Consider the following 17,579-nt stretch of genomic DNA (forward strand, 5'->3'; position numbering starts at 1 on the left):
AAACCGGCCCTTAGTGACCCAGAGGAACGCAGTGACTCAGAGAAACAGTTTGCACGTAGTGACACAAGAAATCTTGCTGGAACCCGCCGATAATCAGCGTTTGCTGAGCTTATGCGGCCCTTTTGATGACAACATCAAGCAGTTGGAACGCAGGTTAGGCATTGAAATTAATCGCCGCGACAACCGTTTCAAGTTAGTCGGTAAGAATATCTGCGTGGTTGCAGCGGCAGATATCCTGCGCCATCTGTATGTTGATACGGCCCCTATCCGTGGTGTCATCCCCGATATCGATCCCGAGGCTATTCACCTCGCGGTGAAAGAAAGCCGCGTGTTAGAACAAACTGCCGAAAGTGTGCCGGATTACGGCAAAGCCGTTAACATTCGCACCAAACGCGGGATGGTCAAGCCTCGCACACCCAATCAGGCACAATACATTGCTAATATTCTCGATCATGATATTACTTTCGGGATTGGGCCAGCCGGTACGGGTAAAACCTATCTGGCCGTTGCCGCAGCAGTTGATGCTCTGGAGCGCCAAAACGTACGACGCATTTTGCTAACTCGCCCGGCGGTTGAAGCCGGGGAAAAACTGGGGTTTTTACCCGGTGACCTCAGCCAAAAAGTCGATCCTTACTTGCGCCCACTCTATGATGCTCTGTTTGAAATGCTTGGCTTTGAGCGAGTGGAGAAACTGATTGAGCGCAATGTGATTGAAGTGGCTCCGCTGGCGTATATGCGCGGTCGCACACTGAATGATGCGTTTATCATTTTAGATGAAAGCCAGAACACCACCATCGAACAGATGAAAATGTTCCTGACCCGCATGGGTTTCAATTCCAAAGCGGTAATTACCGGTGATGTTACGCAAACTGACTTGCCACGCCACCAGAAGTCCGGCTTAAGCCATGCCATCGAAGTATTATCCGGGGTAGAAGAGCTGAGCTTTAACTTCTTCCATAGCGAAGATGTGGTGCGCCACCCCGTCGTCGCTCAAGTGGTCATTGCTTATGAAGCCTGGGAAGCAGCCGAACAAAAACGTAAAGATGCCATCGCCGAACAACGTAAGCGGGAAACTCACACCCCGTCTGAGCAGGAGGCTCCGTGAGCCAGGTTATTCTCGATCTACAAATTGCCTGCGCTGACAGCCAGGGTTTACCGACCGAAGCAGATTTTCAGCATTGGTTGGAAGCAGTATTACCTCAATTTCAAGAAGTCTCTGAAGTGACTATCCGAGTGGTTGATGAAGCAGAAAGTCATGAGCTGAATCTCACCTATCGCGGTAAAGATAAACCGACCAATGTCTTGTCTTTTCCATTTGAGGCCCCACCTGAGATTGAGCTGCCACTACTGGGTGATTTGATCATTTGTCGTCAGGTAGTTGAACAAGAAGCGTCTGAGCAAGAGAAAGCACTATTGGCTCATTGGGCGCATATGGTTGTTCACGGCAGTCTGCATCTGCTAGGGTATGACCACATCGTTGACGATGAAGCAGAAGAAATGGAGTCGATTGAGACTGAAATAATGCAAAGTTTGGGCTACCCAGACCCGTATATTTCAGAGAAAGACCCCGAGTAACCCCGTTATACAGGGTGTATACCACCCTGTTAATAAGGGTAAAGCTGTCGGCGGTGTGTGTTTACCACTGCCGATAAAATATAATCTTACATGGGTAAACTTAACTAAAACGCCATGAGCGACGACCACTCACAAAACAATGATAGCCCCAGTCCCAAGAAAGGGTTCTTTACTCTCATCCTTAACCAGTTATTCCACGGCGAACCCAAGAACCGTGGCGATCTGGTAGAGCTTATCCGTGATTCTGAGCAAAACGATCTGATCGATCCCGATACCCGCGATATGCTGGAAGGCGTGATGGATATCGCCGAACAGCGTGTACGGGACATCATGATCCCCCGCTCTCAAATGGTCACATTAAAGCGTAATCAAACGCTGGATGAGTGTTTGGATGTCATTATTGAATCTGCTCACTCCCGCTTTCCGGTGATCAGTGAAGATAAAGATCACATTGAAGGCATTCTGATGGCCAAGGATTTGCTGCCGTTTATGCGCACAGATTCTGAGCCATTCAGCATTGATAAAGTCTTACGGACGGCGGTTGTTGTGCCAGAAAGTAAGCGCGTCGATCGGATGCTGAAAGAGTTCCGCTCACAACGCTATCACATGGCTATTGTCATTGATGAGTTTGGTGGCGTTTCCGGCCTGGTAACCATTGAAGATATTCTTGAGCTGATCGTTGGCGAAATTGAAGATGAGTATGACGATGAAGAAGACAGAGATGTTCGTCAACTCAGTCGGCACACTTACACTATTCGTGCGCTGACACCCATTGAGGATTTCAATGATGTATTCAACACCCATTTCAGCGACGATGAAGTGGATACCATCGGTGGTTTGGTGATGCAGGCATTTGGTCATTTACCTGCTCGCGGTGAAACCATTGAAATTCAAGGTTACTTATTTAAAGTTGCCATGGCGGATAGCCGACGTATTATTCAGGTTCATGTGAAAATCCCGGATGATGCTCCGCAACCCAAACTGGAAGAATAAATCCTCGATGTCTATCGCTTCATACCTTCAACGCCAGTGGGTTCGCGCCCTACTGGCGCTATTTTTTGGCGCCTGCGGTACGCTGGCTTATTCCCCATTTGATAGTTGGCCTGCGGCCATTGTTTCGCTGTTCGGCTTACTCAGCCTGACATTGAATCGCACCACTAAACAAGCCGCTTTTATCGGCTTTTGTTGGGGTATGGGGCTGTTTGGCACTGGTATTAACTGGGTCTATGTCAGCATCTCCGAATTCGGCGGCATGCCAACGGCCATCAATATTTTCCTGGTGGTGCTACTGGCGGCATATCTCTCACTTTACACCATGCTATTTGCCGGTTTATTAGCCCGCGTATGCCCTAAAACAACCTGGTGGCGACTGGCTATTGCGGCGCCTGTGGTATGGCAGTTAACTGAGTTCTTGCGCGGCTGGGTATTAACTGGCTTCCCATGGCTGCAATTCGGCTACAGCCAAATAAACGGCCCCCTGCGTGGTATTGCGCCTATTCTCGGTGTCGATGGCATCACCTTTATGCTGATGTCCATCAGTGGATTACTGGTTTACGCCTGCTATCAACGCCGTATCACGGCAGCAATAGTTGCAATAGCAATGTTATTGTTACCCTGGCCGCTGCGCCAGTTGCATTGGTTCACACCAGAGCCAGAACGCGCAGTTAATATCGCTATGGTGCAGGGTAACATTGCTCAGTCAATGAAATGGGACCCCAAAGTCCTGCTCAAAACATTACAGATTTATCTTGATGAAACGCGCCCATTTATGGGCAAAGCTCCCATTATCATTTGGCCGGAATCCGCGATCCCAGATATTGAAACCGATCAAACTACCTTCCTGACGATGGTTGATGGCCTGATGCGGGCAAACCACAGCAGCCTGATTACCGGTATTGTTGATGCACAGCGTCGCCCAGAAGGTAAGGGATACCACTTCTTCAACAGCATTATCGTATTGGGGGATAAAGAACCATACCAATACCCGACTCGCAACCGCTACAGCAAACATCACCTGGTTCCTTTTGGTGAGTTTGTGCCGCTGGAGACACTGCTGCGCCCACTGGCACCGTTCTTTGATTTACCGATGTCATCTTTCAGTCGGGGCGACTATGTGCAACCACAGCTTAATGTGGCTGGATTTAACCTAACAGCCGCTATTTGCTATGAAATCGTCCTGGGCCAACAGGTTCGGGACAACTTCAATCCTGATACCAACTTCTTGCTGACGGTATCCAACGATGCATGGTTTGGTCACTCTATCGGGCCATGGCAGCATTTTCAGATGGCACGTATGCGCGCGCTTGAATTGGGTCGTCCTCTGTTGCGCAGTACCAATAATGGTATAACGGCGGCAGTTGGCCCAAGCGGTGAAGTCCTGGCGCAAATTCCACAATTTACTCAGCAAGTGCTGGAAGTTAAGGTCACACCGACTACCGGTATTACCCCTTATGCCCGGTTTGGTTCTTGGCCAATGTGGATTATCACACTAATACTGGGAGCATTGACGCTATACCGTGCCGCCCGTTGTCGCTCTGACAAGCAATGTCGAGCTGATAAAAATAACCCCGTAACTTGAGCATCTTTATGTCACTGAAACCTGAATTTATCCTCACGACTGAAGCGCAATTAAGCGAGCATTACGCCGCGCCTAATAAGAATGTGTTGAAGAAACAAATAGATCACATTGATGATTATGCCAAAAAGCTGATTGCCGCCGCGCCATTTGCGGTGTTGGGTACGTTGGGTGCTAACGGAATCGACTGCTCACCCAAAGGTGGCGAACCGGGTTTTATTCATGTGCAGGATAGTAAAACACTGATGCTGCCAGACCGGCCAGGCAATAACCGTCTGGATGGTATCCGCAATCTGTTGCATAACCCCTTTGTCGGCATCTTGTTCCTGATCCCTGGCTGGACTGAAGGTTTTCGGGTTAATGGCCGGGCAAAAATTTCCGTCGACCCTGAACTGTGCGAACGTTTTAGCCAAAACGGTCAACCGGCCCGGAGTGTGTTAGTGATTGAAGTTGATGAGGTGTTTATACACTGTGGCCGCGCAATTACCTTTGCCGACCTGTGGAACCCAGAGAAACATGCCGGCAAAGAAAGTGTGCCAACGGCACTGGAAGTTTTTAAAGCTCATCTGGCAATTAATAATCACCAGTTAAGTTAATCTGCTATAAAAATGACCAATAGTTAAACTAATCGATAGTATGCCATCTTCGGCAACTGATTAATTAACCCTCCTCCTCCGAATACTATTTCATAGCCCTGATAAACAGGGCTATTTACCCCCCTGTTTTTCCTCGACTGGCACAGACCTTGCATTGTTTCTAATCAAATAGTGTTAGCTATCCACCAATATCTGCTTTGTATTAAGTGATCAAAGGGAATGGCCCCGATGAATAGGCACCGTATGTTTCAAATGAGGGAATTACCATTATTAGTATGCACATTTATGGGGCACATCACGCACCGCCATAGTGCGCTACTGTTTTATTGCCTCTCTTTGGTGCGATTTGCGTCTCAAAAAACAAACATTTATTCATCATTTACATAACAATTAGCTATTTTTTAAAGATAATCTGATACAAGTAACAATGAAAATAGCCTGTTAACCAACAAATATCTGTGGTTACGCAAGCACAGCAAAATAAGACAGTTTTTGGCATTTCACGTTTGTCACATGACTACATTTTAAGTATCACAACATCGAGTCAGAAAACATTAGGCAAAAAACAACCGCAAAGGAGTTGGACCATGCATATGCGTAAATTGGCGTTAGCGCTACTGTTAGCTGGGATGGCAAGTGGCGTAGCCCATGCAGAAGATGCAGCAAAAGCAGATGCTTCTGTTGACACTTTGAAGAAGATCAAAGATAACGGCGTTATCGTGGTCGGTCACCGTGAATCTTCCGTCCCATTCTCTTACTACGATAACCAACAGAAAGTCGTGGGTTATTCACAAGATTATTCCAATCTGATCGTCGATGCGATCAAGAAAAAACTCAATGCCCCAGACCTCCAGGTAAAACTGATCCCCATCACTTCGCAGAACCGTATTCCATTGCTGCAAAACGGGACCTTTGATTTCGAGTGTGGTTCTACCACCAACAACCTGGAACGTCAGCAACAAGCCGCGTTCTCTAACACCATTTTTGTTGTCGGTACGCGTCTGTTAACCAAAAAAGGCTCTGAAGTTAAAGATTTCAAAGACTTGGCAGGAAAACCAGTGGTCGTTACCTCCGGAACCACCTCTGAAGTACTGCTTAATAAATTGAATGAAAAAGACAAAATGGACATGCGTATCATCAGCGCTAAAGACCACGGCGACTCTTTCCGCACTCTGGAAAGTGGCCGCGCCGTCGCCTTTATGATGGATGATGCCTTGCTGGCAGGCGAACGTGCTAAAGCCAAGAAACCTGATCAGTGGGATATCGTCGGTACGCCACAATCTCAGGAAGCCTACGGCTGCATGCTGCGTAAAAACGATCCAGCCTTTAAAGCTCTGTTGGATGAAACCATCGCAACTGCACAAACCTCTGGTGTGGCTGAAAAGTCCTTTGACCGTTGGTTCAAAAACCCAATTCCACCGAAAAATCTTAACCTGAATTTCTCACTGTCTGATGAGATGAAGGTGCTGTTCAAAGCCCCTAACGATAAAGCATTGAACTAACAATAATAATCAGGGCCAGCTCTGCTAGCCCTACAGATTGATGATGAACCGATGGGATACCCAATAGATTTCAGAGTGCAGGAAGGCGGCAAGCAAGAGAATCCTGATGAGCTTATGCAAATAAGTGATTCAGGTGAACGAGGGTAGCCAACACATCTGCAATTTGAAAGATGCAGGGTAAAGACAGGATGCGGGGTGGCCGTTCCCCACTCCGCATTTTTTTCTCACTCTCGGGAGGCCGCAACGCATTGAATCATCAGTCATCAGGATGGCTTATCCATCCTTTTAAGGGAGTTTTTTATGTCAATAGACTGGAACTGGGGCATTTTTCTGCAACCGGCCCCTTTCGGTAATACCACCTATCTTGGCTGGATCTGGTCCGGCTTTCAGGTCACCGTCGCATTATCATTATGCGCCTGGGTTATCGCTTTCTTCGTCGGTTCTTTATTTGGGATTTTAAGAACAGTCCCCAACCGCATTTTATCCAGTATTGGGGCCTGTTACGTAGAGCTATTCCGTAATGTGCCGCTGATTGTGCAATTCTTTACCTGGTATTTGGTGGTCCCTGAATTATTGCCAGCCGATCTTGGCATGTGGTTCAAAAGCGAATTGGATCCGAATATACAGTTCTTCCTCTCATCAATGATGTGTCTTGGCTTATTCACCGCCGCCCGTGTTTGTGAGCAGGTTCGAGCTGGGATCCAATCCCTACCTCGAGGCCAAAAAGCGGCCGGTCTGGCGATGGGATTAACCCTGCCACAGACTTATCGCTATGTTTTATTACCTAATGCTTATCGGGTAATTATTCCCCCGATGACTTCAGAAATGCTTAACCTGGTTAAAAACTCAGCAATTGCTTCCACCATCGGGCTGGTAGATATGGCTGCGCAGGCGGGTAAATTGCTGGATTACTCAGCTCACGCCTATGAGTCATTCACCGCCATCACCCTTGGTTATGTACTGATCAATGCCGTGATCATGCTGTTGATGCGAATAGTTGAAAAGAAAGTGCAGTTACCCGGCAATCTGGGGAGTAAATAATGTACGAATTTGATTGGAGTTCCATCGCACCCAGCTTGCCATACTTGCTGCAAGGTTTGGCGGTTACCGCCAAAATAACCCTCATCGCCATTGTGTTCGGGATAGTGTGGGGCACAGTTCTGGCGGTGATGCGCCTGTCGCCGGTTAAAGCTATCAGCTGGTTCGCTACCGCCTATGTCAACGTGTTCCGCTCTATTCCGTTGGTCATGGTGCTGTTGTGGTTTTATCTGGTCGTGCCGAGCTTATTACAAAATGTGCTGGGCTTATCACCAAAAACTGATATTCGCTTAATCTCTGCCATGGTAGCCTTTTCATTATTTGAAGCGGCTTATTACTCAGAAATTATCCGTGCCGGTATCCAAAGCATCTCTCGTGGGCAATCCTCTGCGGCCCTGGCATTGGGCATGACCCAAGGGCAGTCAATGAGATTGGTTATCCTGCCGCAGGCTTTCCGCGCCATGGTGCCATTACTGTTAACTCAAGGGATCGTGTTATTTCAGGATACATCATTGGTGTATGTCCTTAGTCTGGCCGATTTCTTCCGCACCGCGACCACCATTGGTGAGCGGGACGGTACTCAGGTCGAAATGGTGCTGTTTGCCGGTTTGGTGTATTTCGTTATCAGTTTCTCCGCGTCGATGCTGGTCAACTATTTGAAGAAAAGGACTGTTTGATGATTTCCCTGAAAAATGTTTCTAAGTGGTACGGCCACTTTCAGGTGCTGGCTGACTGCACTACCGAAGTTAAAAAAGGTGAGGTCGTGGTGGTCTGCGGCCCTTCCGGCTCAGGCAAATCAACCTTAATTAAAACGGTTAATGGACTGGAACCTATCCAGAAAGGCAGCATTACAGTCAATGGTATTGGTGTGAATGATAAAGGCACCAATCTGGCGCAATTACGCTCTAAAGTCGGCATGGTATTCCAGCATTTTGAATTATTCCCACACCTGTCTATTATTGAAAACCTGACACTGGCGCAAGTCAAAGTACTCAAACGCGACAAAGCGGAAGCACGTGAGAAAGGGCTTAAACTGTTAGAACGTGTCGGTCTTTCCACCCACGCGGATAAATTTCCCTCGCAGTTATCTGGCGGCCAGCAGCAGCGTGTCGCGATTGCCCGCGCGCTTTGTATGGACCCTATCGCTATGCTGTTTGACGAACCGACTTCGGCCCTTGACCCTGAAATGATCAACGAAGTGTTGGATGTTATGGTCAAACTGGCGCTGGAAGGCATGACCATGATGGTCGTCACCCACGAAATGGGCTTCGCTCGTAAAGTGGCTAATCGCGTTATTTTTATGGATGAAGGGAAAATCGTCGAAGACAGCAACAAAGATGATTTCTTTAATAATCCTAAATCTGATCGCGCTAAAGACTTCCTGGCGAAAATCCTGCATTAATGACTACACCTCCCCCACATTAGTGGGGGAGGTGTATATATACCACCCGCTATCAAGGCTGGAATGGCCGGCGCGTAAACTGGTCATGACCGCATTTTGGGCAGACTGGCAGCACTTCAGGGGTATAGAAAGCTAAATGATAGTGGCATTTTTCACAGACCAGATTACCCAACCCAACTACCTCCCCACTGTGATAAACCCCATGATGACTGACATCTTTAAACACCTCACGCCACTCTAATTGTGTTTTGTCGGTGATATCAGCCAACTCTTGCCACAAACTTTCTTTGATAACACGCATAAATACGCTATCAGTGAATTCATCCTTACTTTCTTCATAACTACGAGCAAACTCTTCAAGATCACGCCGCACCGCCTGAATGATTTGCTCAACTTCACTACGGGACAACTCTTCTACAGCATCCAACCGCTGTTCGGCGCTGTCCACCAGCTTATCGATATCACGTTCACCATTTTTCAAGCGTTCCGTCAGTGATGCCACCAACTCACGATAATATTGAGCTACCTTGTTCATACAGTCTCCTCGATCCACGGTTGTGATAAAGCAAATTGTGATAACGCCAAAGTTGTGACAAAGAAAATAGGGTTTTTCATCTTCTTGAATTACCCGTCTTTGTTATCTGCTCATACTTTCTCTGATATTAAAGCTAACGTTAATTATTTTAGTCGTAAATGACTGAAGTCACGTCATCATCAGGTTGTTCCTGCTTTGCTTTGATGATTTCTGCCATTCATCGCGCAGAAAAAGCCTCCTGTAGGATGCAGAGTGTTGTTGCTGCAGCCGCTTATCAGCTATGCTATGCGGATCTCTCTTTATGATATGAAACAGATGATGCTACAGGCGTAGCTGTTTTTCACTATAGGACCACCGGCCGCCATGCAAGAGCAATACCGCCCAGAAGATATCGAAACGCAAGTACAGCTTCACTGGCAAGAGAAGCAAACTTTTAAAGTCACTGAAGATACCAGCAAAGAAAAATATTACTGCCTATCCATGCTGCCGTATCCGTCAGGACGCCTACATATGGGGCACGTTCGTAACTACACCATTGGTGATGTTATCTCCCGTTACCAGCGCATGCTGGGCAAAAACGTGCTACAGCCTATCGGCTGGGATGCATTTGGTCTGCCAGCTGAAGGTGCTGCGGTAAAAAACAACACCGCTCCGGCCCCCTGGACTTACGACAACATCGAATACATGAAGAACCAGTTAAAGTTACTGGGCTTCGGCTACGATTGGGATCGCGAGATTACCACCTGTGACCCCGATTACTATCGTTGGGAACAGTGGTTCTTCACCAAATTGTATGAAAAAGGCATGGTCTACAAAAAGACCTCTGCGGTTAACTGGTGTCCACACGATCTGACCGTTTTGGCTAACGAGCAGGTTATCGACGGCTGCTGCTGGCGTTGTGATACCAAAGTTGAACGTAAAGAAATCCCACAGTGGTTTATTAAAATTACTGATTACGCTGATCAATTGCTTAATGACCTGGACACGCTGGAAAGCTGGCCAGAACAAGTCAAGACGATGCAACGTAACTGGATTGGCCGCTCTGAAGGGGTTGATATCGTTTTCAACGTCGCGGATAGCGAAGAGAAGCTCTCCGTTTACACCACGCGCCCGGATACCTTTATGGGTGTGACTTACGTAGCTGTTGCTGCTGGTCACCCGCTGTCATTACAAGCCGCAGCGACTAACTCTGCACTGGCTGATTTTGTCGCTGAATGTCGTAACACCAAGGTTGCCGAAGCTGAAATGGCCACCATGGAGAAAAAAGGCATGGCCACCGGCCTGTACGCCATCCATCCACTGACAGGTGAAAAATTACCTATCTGGGCGGCTAACTTTGTCTTGATGGATTACGGCACCGGTGCGGTAATGGCGGTTCCGGGCCACGATGCCCGCGACTGGGAATTTGCGACTAAATATAATTTGCCAATCAAACCGGTTATTTTGGCCGCTGATGGCAGTGAGCCAGACTTGAGTCAGGAAGCCATGACCGAGAAAGGCATACTGTTCAACTCAGGTGAGTTTGATGGTCTGAATTATGAAGATGGCTTCAATGCTGTTGCCGACAAACTGGTCGCCCTCGGCGTGGGTCAGCGCAAAGTCAACTATCGCCTGCGTGATTGGGGTGTTTCCCGTCAGCGTTATTGGGGTGCGCCAATCCCGATGGTGACCCTGGAAGACGGCACCGTCGTACCAACACCTGAAGATCAACTGCCGGTTATTCTGCCGGAAGATGTGGTGATGGATGGTATTACCAGCCCAATAAAGGCCGACCCTGAGTGGGCAAAGACTACGGTTAATGGCGTGCCGGGCCTGCGTGAGACCGATACCTTTGATACCTTTATGGAATCATCATGGTATTACGCGCGCTACACCTGCCCACAATTTGATAAAGGCATGCTGGATCCAGCCGCCGCCAACTATTGGCTGCCGGTCGATCAATATGTCGGTGGTATCGAACATGCCATCATGCACCTGATGTATTTCCGTTTCTTCCACAAGTTACTGCGTGACGCAGGTTTAGTTGACTCCGATGAGCCAGCCAAGCGCCTGTTGTGTCAGGGGATGGTTCTGGCAGATGCTTTCTACTACACCGGTTCCAATGGTGAACGTATCTGGGTTTCACCGGTTGATGCCATTGTTGAACGTGATGATAAAGGTCGTATTGTTAAAGCGACTGATGCCGAAGGCCATGAACTGGTTTACGCTGGCATGAGCAAGATGTCGAAATCTAAAAATAACGGTATCGACCCGCAAGTCATGGTAGAAAAGTACGGTGCAGATACCGTGCGCCTATTTATGATGTTTGCTTCACCGGCAGAAATGACGTTGGAATGGCAGGAATCAGGTGTTGAAGGGGCTAACCGCTTCCTGAAACGCGTGTGGCGTCTGGCCTATGATCACACTGCCAAAGGGCCAACAGCGCCACTGGATGTTGCCAGCCTGACGGAAGAGCAGAAATCCTTACGCCGCGACCTGCATAAAACTATTGCCAAAGTCACTGATGACGTGGGCCGCCGTCAAACTTTCAATACTGCGATTGCTGCGGTGATGGAGTTGATGAACAAACTGGGTCGCGCACCTCAGGAAACTGAGCAAGACCGTGCTCTGCTGCAAGAAGCATTATTGGCAGTGGTTCGTATGCTTTATCCATTCACCCCTCACGTTTGCTTTAGCTTGTGGCAAGCTCTGGGTGGCGAGGGTGATATTGATACCGCACCATGGCCAATCGCTGATGAACAAGCGATGGTTGAAGACTCTAAATTAGTGGTCGTACAGGTTAATGGTAAAGTGCGTGGCCGCATTACTGTGCCAGCCGATGCCACTGAACAGCAAGTGCGTGAACGTGCTGGTCAGGAACACTTGGTGGCTAAATACCTGGATGGGGTTACCGTACGTAAAGTCATCTATGTCCCTGGCAAACTGCTTAACCTGGTTGTAGGTTAAGACAAGGAGGAGTTGTGCGACATCGTATTCTGATGCTGTTGCTGGGGTTGGCGGTGCTGGTCACCGCTGGCTGTGGCTTTAATCTGCGCGGCACCACTCAAGTACCACCTGAGCTGCAAAAACTGTTGCTGGAAAGTAGCGATCCTTATGGCCCGTTAACCCGTGCGATACGCCAACAATTGCGTTTAAGTAACGTCACTATTGTTGATGATCCGATGCGCAAAGACTTGCCAACACTGCGGATTATTGGTTCATCCCAGAGTCAGGATACCGTGTCGATCTTCCGCAACGGTGTGACAGCCGAGTATCAGTTGGTATTACACGTTCAGGCGCAAGTATTGATTCCAGGGCATGATATTTATCCAATTCGGGTGAATGTCTTCCGTACCTTCTTCGATAACCCGTTAACCGCACTGGCGAAAGAAGCTGAAGCCGAAGTGCTGCGCCAGGAAATGCGTGACCAGGCGGCGCAACAGTTAGTGCGTAAGTTGTTGGTGGTACATGCCGCGGAAATAAAGAACGCGCAGGAAAATGGCGATGCACTCACTGGCAGTCAGACTGCCACCGGTGCTGCTAAAATGGCTGATGTTGAAGAAATTAATATTGGCAAACCTGCCGCCAGCGCCTCTGCCCAATGATCCGAGTTTATCCTGAACAACTTGTCGCGCAGCTCCATGAGGGGCTGCGCGCTTGTTATCTGTTGTGTGGTAACGAACCCTTATTATTACAGGAAAGCCAGGACCATATTCGCCGTGTGGCAGCAACGCATGATTTCAGCGAGCATTTCAGTTTCACACTGGATGCTCACACTGAATGGGACAATATCTTTAGCCTTTGTCAGGCACTGAGTTTATTTGCCAGCCGCCAAATATTACAGTTGAGCTTCCCTGACAGCGGGTTAACCGCCCCGATGAATGAACAATTGGTCAAATTATCCGGCCTTTTGCACCCAGATATATTGCTGATATTACGCACCAATAAGTTGACTAAAGCGCAAGAAAACAGTGCATGGTTTAAAGCTCTCAGCCCAAATGCGGTGTTCGTCAGTTGTCAGACACCAGAACAGACGCAGCTCCCTCGTTGGGTAATCGCGCGCGCCAAAAGCCTGAATTTAGATATTGATGATGCCGCCGTTCAGCTACTTTGCTACTGCTATGAGGGCAACCTGCTGGCGTTATCACAGGCATTGGAACGCCTATCATTACTCTATCCGGACGGTAAATTAACACTTCCCAGAGTAGAGCAAGCTGTTAACGATGCCGCACACTTCACTCCTTACCACTGGCTTGATGCTTTGCTGGCGGGGAAAAGTAAACGTGCCTGGCATATCCTGCAACAATTACAGCAGGAAGACAGTGAACCGGTTATTTTGCTACGCACACTTCAGCGCGAGTTATTGCAACTGCTAACACTAAAACGCCGGATGGAGCAGGTGCCACTGCGAACATTATTCGATCAATTTAAAGTATGGCAAAATCGCCGCCCGATGATGACTCAAGCACTACAACGCCTTTCCATGCCACAACTGCAACAAGCCGTGCGTTTACTCACACAGATGGAAGTTCGCCTGAAGCAGGATTACGGTCAGTCAATCTGGCCGGAGTTAGAAACACTATCTATGCTGATGTGTGGAAAAATTTTACCTGAGAGTTTTTTTGATGCCCAATAAATCCCCGACTCGCAGCCTGTATGCCCTGTTCGGCGGTACTTTTGATCCCATTCATTATGGCCATTTAAAGCCTGTTGAAGCATTGGCTCAACAAGTGGGTTTGCAACACATTATTTTGCTACCTAATCATGTGCCACCTCATCGCCCTCAACCTGAGGCCAATGCACAGCAGCGGCTAAAAATGGTCGAACTGGCCGTGGCCGGCAACCCATTGTTCAGTGTTGATTCACGAGAGTTATTGCGTGATACCCCATCATTCACCATTGATACCTTGGAATCACTTCGTAAAGAACGTGGTGCTGAACGCCCCTTAGCGTTTATTATTGGGCAAGATTCATTATTATCGCTGCATAAATGGCATCGCTGGCAGTCATTGTTAGATGTGTGTCATTTGTTAGTGTGCGCTCGCCCAGGCTATGCGCAAACACTGGAAACACCAGAGCTACAGCAATGGCTTGATGCTCATCGCGTTTTTGATCCACAGGCACTGAGCCTGCGCCCGCATGGTGCAATCTATCTGGCAGATACGCCTTTACTGAACATTTCTGCCACTGATATTCGCCATCGGCGTCATAACGGCGAGAGTTGCGATGACCTGCTGCCACGTGCGGTACAGCGATATATTGAGTTACAAGGTTTATATCGTGGCTGAGGGTTTATATCGCGATGCATTGACCCATGTTATACTCCGCCGCTAAATTTCAGGTATTCGCTGAAAAACCGTTACATTCTAACTGTTCATACCGATAACTGTTCGCGGGATCTCCTGCAAACAATACGGAAGAACGTTAATACCCAAAGAACTTGACGTTGCAGGTAGGCAGCCAGCGCACGAATCCCGACGAGCTTACATGAGTAAGTGATTCGGGTGAGAAAGTGCAGCTAACACCCCGGCAACTTCAAGGACGAAGGGTATAGACAGAAATCACCCGAGGGGGAACCTTTGCAAGGTAAAGCGCTCCAAGAATTTGTCATCGACAAGCTCGATGATTTGAAAGGCCAGGACATCATCACTCTGGATGTTCAGGGTAAGTCCAGCATCACTGATTACATGATTATTTGTACCGGCACCTCCACTCGCCACGTGATGGCACTGGCAGATAACCTGGTTCAGGAATCCCGTGCGGCAGGCATGATACCTTTGGGTATCGAAGGTCAGGGTGTCTCTGACTGGGTCGTGGTCGATTTAGGCGAAGTGATTGTGCATGTGATGCAAGAAGAAAGTCGCCGTATGTATGAATTGGAAAAACTCTGGAGTTAAGCGGTGAAACTGCAACTGGTAGCCGTCGGCACCAAAATGCCAGACTGGGTGCAGACAGGTTTTATCGATTACCTGCGCCGCTTTCCCAAAGATATGCCCTTCGAACTGGTAGAAATACCTGCAGGTAAACGGGGCAAAAATGCGGATATCAAACGCATTTTGGAAAAAGAAGGCGAGCTGATGCTGGCAGCGGTTGGCAAAAACAACCGCATTGTCACGCTGGATATCCCAGGCACTCCCTGGGAGACCCCGCAGTTAGCTCAGCAATTAGAACGCTGGAAGCAGGATGGCCGTGATGTCAGTCTGCTGATTGGCGGGCCTGAGGGGTTAGCTCCGGCCTGTAAAGCCGCCGCAGAGCAGAGCTGGTCGCTCTCTCCGTTGACGCTACCTCACCCTTTAGTGCGCGTTTTAGTGGCTGAAAGCCTCTATCGTGCCTGGAGTATTACGACCAACCACCCTTATCATCGGGAATAAGCGGGCGATGAACCTGAGTAAAGTGATGGCTCTGAGTAAGACGCTGGTTTTGGGCAAAATGAAATAGCAGTGGGATGAAAAAAGAACCTAATCCTTTTCGCGACTATTCGGCTGAGTCAGCCTTGTTTGTCCGCCGTGCCCTTGTGGCTTTCCTCGGTATCCTGCTGCTAAGCGGGATATTGGTCGCAAACATGTACAATTTGCAGATAGTCCGTTTTGAAGACTATCGCACCCGTTCCAATGAAAACCGCATTAAGCTGGTTCCTATCGCCCCTAGCCGCGGCATGATATTTGACCGTAACGGCACCCCGCTGGCAATGAACCGGACGATTTATCAGTTAGAACTGATGCCGGAAAAAATTGAAGATCTCCCCGCGACCCTCAATGCACTACGCCCAATAGTGGATCTGACGGATGAGGATATCGCCAACTTTGAAAAAGAGCGTAAGCGCTCACGTCGTTTTACGTCTATTGCGGTTAAAACACCGCTTACCGAAGTGCAGGTCGCTCGTTTCGCGGTTAATCAATTCCGCTTCCCTGGCATTGAGGTCAAAGGCTACCAACGCCGCTTCTACCCTTATGGCTCAGCGCTGACCCACGTTATCGGTTATGTTTCCAAGATTAACGACAAAGACGTTGAACGACTGGATAAAGAAGGCATTCTCGCGAACTATGCCGCCACCCACGATATCGGCAAGCTGGGTATTGAGCGCTATTATGAATCAGTATTACACGGCAAAACCGGTTATGAAGAAGTTGAAGTCAATAACCGTGGCCGGGTGATCCGCCAATTACATGAGCAACCACCGCAAGCCGGTAAAGACATTTATCTGACACTTGATTTGCACCTGCAAACCTATATTGAGCAATTGTTAAGTGGTAGCCGTGCGGCCGTGGTAGTCACTGATCCGCGCACCGGTGGCATATTGGCCTTGGTATCAAACCCAAGCTATGACCCGAACTTGTTTGTCGATGGTATCTCCAGTAAAGATTATCAAGGGTTATTGAACGACCCGAACCGCCCATTGATCAACCGCGCCACTCAAGGGGTATATCCGCCCGCCTCGACAGTAAAACCCTATATTGCGGTTTCGGCTCTCAGCGCCGGTGTTATTACCAAAAACACCAGCCTGTTTGATCCTGGTTGGTGGCAATTGCCCGGTTCGGAAAAACGTTTTCGCGACTGGAAGAAATGGGGTCATGGCCGGTTAAATGTCACCAAAGCGTTGGAAGAGTCGGCCGACACCTTCTTCTATCAGGTGGCTTATGACATGGGGATTGACCGTTTATCCTCATGGATGAGCAAATTCGGTTACGGTGAATACACCGGTATCGACCTATCTGAAGAGCGGGCTGGCCTGATGCCAACCCGTGAATGGAAACAGAAGCGCCATAAAAAACCTTGGTATCAAGGGGATACTATCCCCGTAGGTATCGGTCAGGGCTATTGGACTGCCACACCTATTCAGATGGCAAAAGCCCTGATGACCCTGATCAATGATGGTGCAGTTAAAACCCCTCATTTGCTGCAAAGCACTCGGATTGATGGCGTTTTAGTGCCTTATAAACAGGAAGACAATACTCAGATTGGTGATATTCATTCTGGCTACTGGGAAATTGCCAAAGATGGCATGTATGGTGTGGCCAACCGTCCGAACGGAACGGGTCGTAAGTTCTTTGAAGGCACGCCGTATAAGGCCGCAGCCAAATCGGGTACTGCGCAGGTGTATAGCTATGAAACCTATAATGCCCACAAAGTGGCCGAACACTTACGTGACCACAAGTTAATGGTTGCGTTTGCCCCCTACGAGAATCCGACGGTATCTGTCGCTATGATTTTAGAAAATGGCGGTGCCGGGCCTGCGGTGGGGACAATTACCCGTCAAATTCTCGACCATATCTTATTAGGCGATAACAACACTGAATTACCGGATGCAGCTCCTCTGCCTCCGGGCGTTGAAGCAGACTAGCTAAAGCAGATTAGTTGCAGCGGATTAAGGTAACTC

Annotated in this window: 17 protein-coding genes; 16 read left to right on the top strand and 1 reads right to left on the bottom strand. The window is 48.5% G+C overall.

All coding sequences use genetic code 11. The features are described from left to right. Window positions 1–31: 31 nt before the first annotated feature. The 9 genes from FTB31_RS14095 to FTB31_RS14135 all read left to right on the top strand — a co-directional run bounded on the left by FTB31_RS14095 (window position 32) and on the right by FTB31_RS14135 (window position 8,688). On the top strand, window positions 32–1,105 hold the full coding sequence (locus FTB31_RS14095; protein WP_019081188.1) for a PhoH family protein: 1,074 nt from the start codon (window positions 32–34) through the stop codon (window positions 1,103–1,105). Further along, on the top strand, window positions 1,102–1,575 hold the full coding sequence (gene ybeY, locus FTB31_RS14100; RefSeq protein ID WP_050077738.1) for an rRNA maturation RNase YbeY: 474 nt from the start codon (window positions 1,102–1,104) through the stop codon (window positions 1,573–1,575). Before FTB31_RS14095 ends, ybeY begins: the two co-directional genes overlap by 4 nt. Window positions 1,576–1,689: 114 nt before the next feature. Beyond that, the gene (gene corC, locus FTB31_RS14105) at window positions 1,690–2,568 is read left to right on the top strand and encodes a CNNM family magnesium/cobalt transport protein CorC (protein WP_050077737.1); all 879 of its coding nucleotides are present in this window, start codon (window positions 1,690–1,692) and stop codon (window positions 2,566–2,568) included. A gap of 7 nt (window positions 2,569–2,575) precedes the next feature. Continuing rightward, on the top strand, window positions 2,576–4,153 hold the full coding sequence (gene lnt, locus FTB31_RS14110; RefSeq protein ID WP_050077735.1) for an apolipoprotein N-acyltransferase: 1,578 nt from the start codon (window positions 2,576–2,578) through the stop codon (window positions 4,151–4,153). Between the two features lie 8 nt (window positions 4,154–4,161). Continuing rightward, window positions 4,162–4,746 (top strand): MSMEG_1061 family FMN-dependent PPOX-type flavoprotein, encoded by a 585-nt coding sequence (locus FTB31_RS14115; RefSeq protein WP_077174359.1) that lies wholly within the window; start codon window positions 4,162–4,164, stop codon window positions 4,744–4,746. A gap of 587 nt (window positions 4,747–5,333) precedes the next feature. Beyond that, window positions 5,334–6,248 (top strand): amino acid ABC transporter substrate-binding protein, encoded by a 915-nt coding sequence (locus tag FTB31_RS14120; RefSeq protein WP_077174360.1) that lies wholly within the window; start codon window positions 5,334–5,336, stop codon window positions 6,246–6,248. Window positions 6,249–6,548: 300 nt separating this feature from the next. Continuing rightward, window positions 6,549–7,289, top strand: coding sequence for an amino acid ABC transporter permease (locus tag FTB31_RS14125; RefSeq protein WP_005158409.1), 741 nt, complete (start codon window positions 6,549–6,551; stop codon window positions 7,287–7,289). After that, window positions 7,289–7,963 carry a glutamate/aspartate ABC transporter permease GltK gene (gene gltK / locus FTB31_RS14130; protein ID WP_005167916.1) on the top strand — a complete coding sequence of 225 codons (675 nt, stop codon included), beginning with the start codon at window positions 7,289–7,291 and terminating at the stop codon, window positions 7,961–7,963. The genes FTB31_RS14125 and gltK overlap by 1 nt, the downstream gene beginning before the upstream one ends. Beyond that, window positions 7,963–8,688: an amino acid ABC transporter ATP-binding protein gene (locus FTB31_RS14135; protein WP_050077731.1), complete on the top strand. Its 726-nt coding sequence runs from the start codon at window positions 7,963–7,965 to the stop codon at window positions 8,686–8,688. The genes gltK and FTB31_RS14135 overlap by 1 nt, the downstream gene beginning before the upstream one ends. Window positions 8,689–8,740: 52 nt before the next feature. Here FTB31_RS14135 and FTB31_RS14140 read toward each other — a convergent pair whose 3' ends face one another. After that, window positions 8,741–9,223 (bottom strand): zinc ribbon-containing protein, encoded by a 483-nt coding sequence (locus FTB31_RS14140; protein WP_005158404.1) that lies wholly within the window; start codon window positions 9,221–9,223, stop codon window positions 8,741–8,743. 363 nt (window positions 9,224–9,586) lie between these two features. On the opposite strand from FTB31_RS14140, the gene leuS reads away from it, so the two are divergent. The 7 genes from leuS (at window position 9,587) to mrdA (ending at window position 17,543) form a co-directional block, all read left to right on the top strand. Beyond that, window positions 9,587–12,169 carry a leucine--tRNA ligase gene (gene leuS, locus FTB31_RS14145; RefSeq protein ID WP_227731493.1) on the top strand — a complete coding sequence of 861 codons (2,583 nt, stop codon included), beginning with the start codon at window positions 9,587–9,589 and terminating at the stop codon, window positions 12,167–12,169. Window positions 12,170–12,183: 14 nt separating this feature from the next. Beyond that, window positions 12,184–12,807 (top strand): LPS assembly lipoprotein LptE, encoded by a 624-nt coding sequence (gene lptE, locus FTB31_RS14150; RefSeq protein WP_227720323.1) that lies wholly within the window; start codon window positions 12,184–12,186, stop codon window positions 12,805–12,807. After that, window positions 12,804–13,838, top strand: a complete 1,035-nt coding sequence (gene holA, locus FTB31_RS14155; protein ID WP_227729017.1) for a DNA polymerase III subunit delta — start codon at window positions 12,804–12,806, stop codon at window positions 13,836–13,838. The genes lptE and holA overlap by 4 nt, the downstream gene beginning before the upstream one ends. Continuing rightward, a complete protein-coding gene (gene nadD, locus FTB31_RS14160; RefSeq protein WP_227729016.1) occupies window positions 13,828–14,490 on the top strand; it encodes a nicotinate-nucleotide adenylyltransferase in 663 nt (220 codons plus the stop codon). Before holA ends, nadD begins: the two co-directional genes overlap by 11 nt. A 291-nt stretch (window positions 14,491–14,781) precedes the next feature. Further along, a complete protein-coding gene (rsfS, locus tag FTB31_RS14165) occupies window positions 14,782–15,099 on the top strand; it encodes a ribosome silencing factor (protein WP_050077660.1) in 318 nt (105 codons plus the stop codon). Between the two features lie 3 nt (window positions 15,100–15,102). Continuing rightward, a complete protein-coding gene (rlmH, locus tag FTB31_RS14170; RefSeq protein ID WP_004390602.1) occupies window positions 15,103–15,573 on the top strand; it encodes a 23S rRNA (pseudouridine(1915)-N(3))-methyltransferase RlmH in 471 nt (156 codons plus the stop codon). A gap of 74 nt (window positions 15,574–15,647) precedes the next feature. Next, a complete protein-coding gene (mrdA, locus tag FTB31_RS14175) occupies window positions 15,648–17,543 on the top strand; it encodes a peptidoglycan DD-transpeptidase MrdA (protein WP_050077659.1) in 1,896 nt (631 codons plus the stop codon). The last annotated feature ends 36 nt before the right edge of the window (window positions 17,544–17,579 follow it).

This window comes from Yersinia proxima, from assembly GCF_902170785.1.
GTDB lineage: Bacteria > Pseudomonadota > Gammaproteobacteria > Enterobacterales > Enterobacteriaceae > Yersinia > Yersinia proxima.

Coding starts and splice junctions, on each gene's coding strand:
- leuS (WP_227731493.1), top strand. CDS start 9,587: ATGCAAGAGCAATACCGCCCAGAAGATATCGAAACGCAAGTACAGCTT.
- nadD (WP_227729016.1), top strand. CDS start 13,828: ATGCCCAATAAATCCCCGACTCGCAGCCTGTATGCCCTGTTCGGCGGT.
- gltK (WP_005167916.1), top strand. CDS start 7,289: ATGTACGAATTTGATTGGAGTTCCATCGCACCCAGCTTGCCATACTTG.
- FTB31_RS14140 (WP_005158404.1), bottom strand. CDS start 9,223: ATGAACAAGGTAGCTCAATATTATCGTGAGTTGGTGGCATCACTGACG.
- FTB31_RS14135 (WP_050077731.1), top strand. CDS start 7,963: ATGATTTCCCTGAAAAATGTTTCTAAGTGGTACGGCCACTTTCAGGTG.
- mrdA (WP_050077659.1), top strand. CDS start 15,648: ATGAAAAAAGAACCTAATCCTTTTCGCGACTATTCGGCTGAGTCAGCC.
- holA (WP_227729017.1), top strand. CDS start 12,804: ATGATCCGAGTTTATCCTGAACAACTTGTCGCGCAGCTCCATGAGGGG.
- corC (WP_050077737.1), top strand. CDS start 1,690: ATGAGCGACGACCACTCACAAAACAATGATAGCCCCAGTCCCAAGAAA.
- FTB31_RS14125 (WP_005158409.1), top strand. CDS start 6,549: ATGTCAATAGACTGGAACTGGGGCATTTTTCTGCAACCGGCCCCTTTC.
- lnt (WP_050077735.1), top strand. CDS start 2,576: ATGTCTATCGCTTCATACCTTCAACGCCAGTGGGTTCGCGCCCTACTG.
- FTB31_RS14115 (WP_077174359.1), top strand. CDS start 4,162: ATGTCACTGAAACCTGAATTTATCCTCACGACTGAAGCGCAATTAAGC.
- FTB31_RS14120 (WP_077174360.1), top strand. CDS start 5,334: ATGCATATGCGTAAATTGGCGTTAGCGCTACTGTTAGCTGGGATGGCA.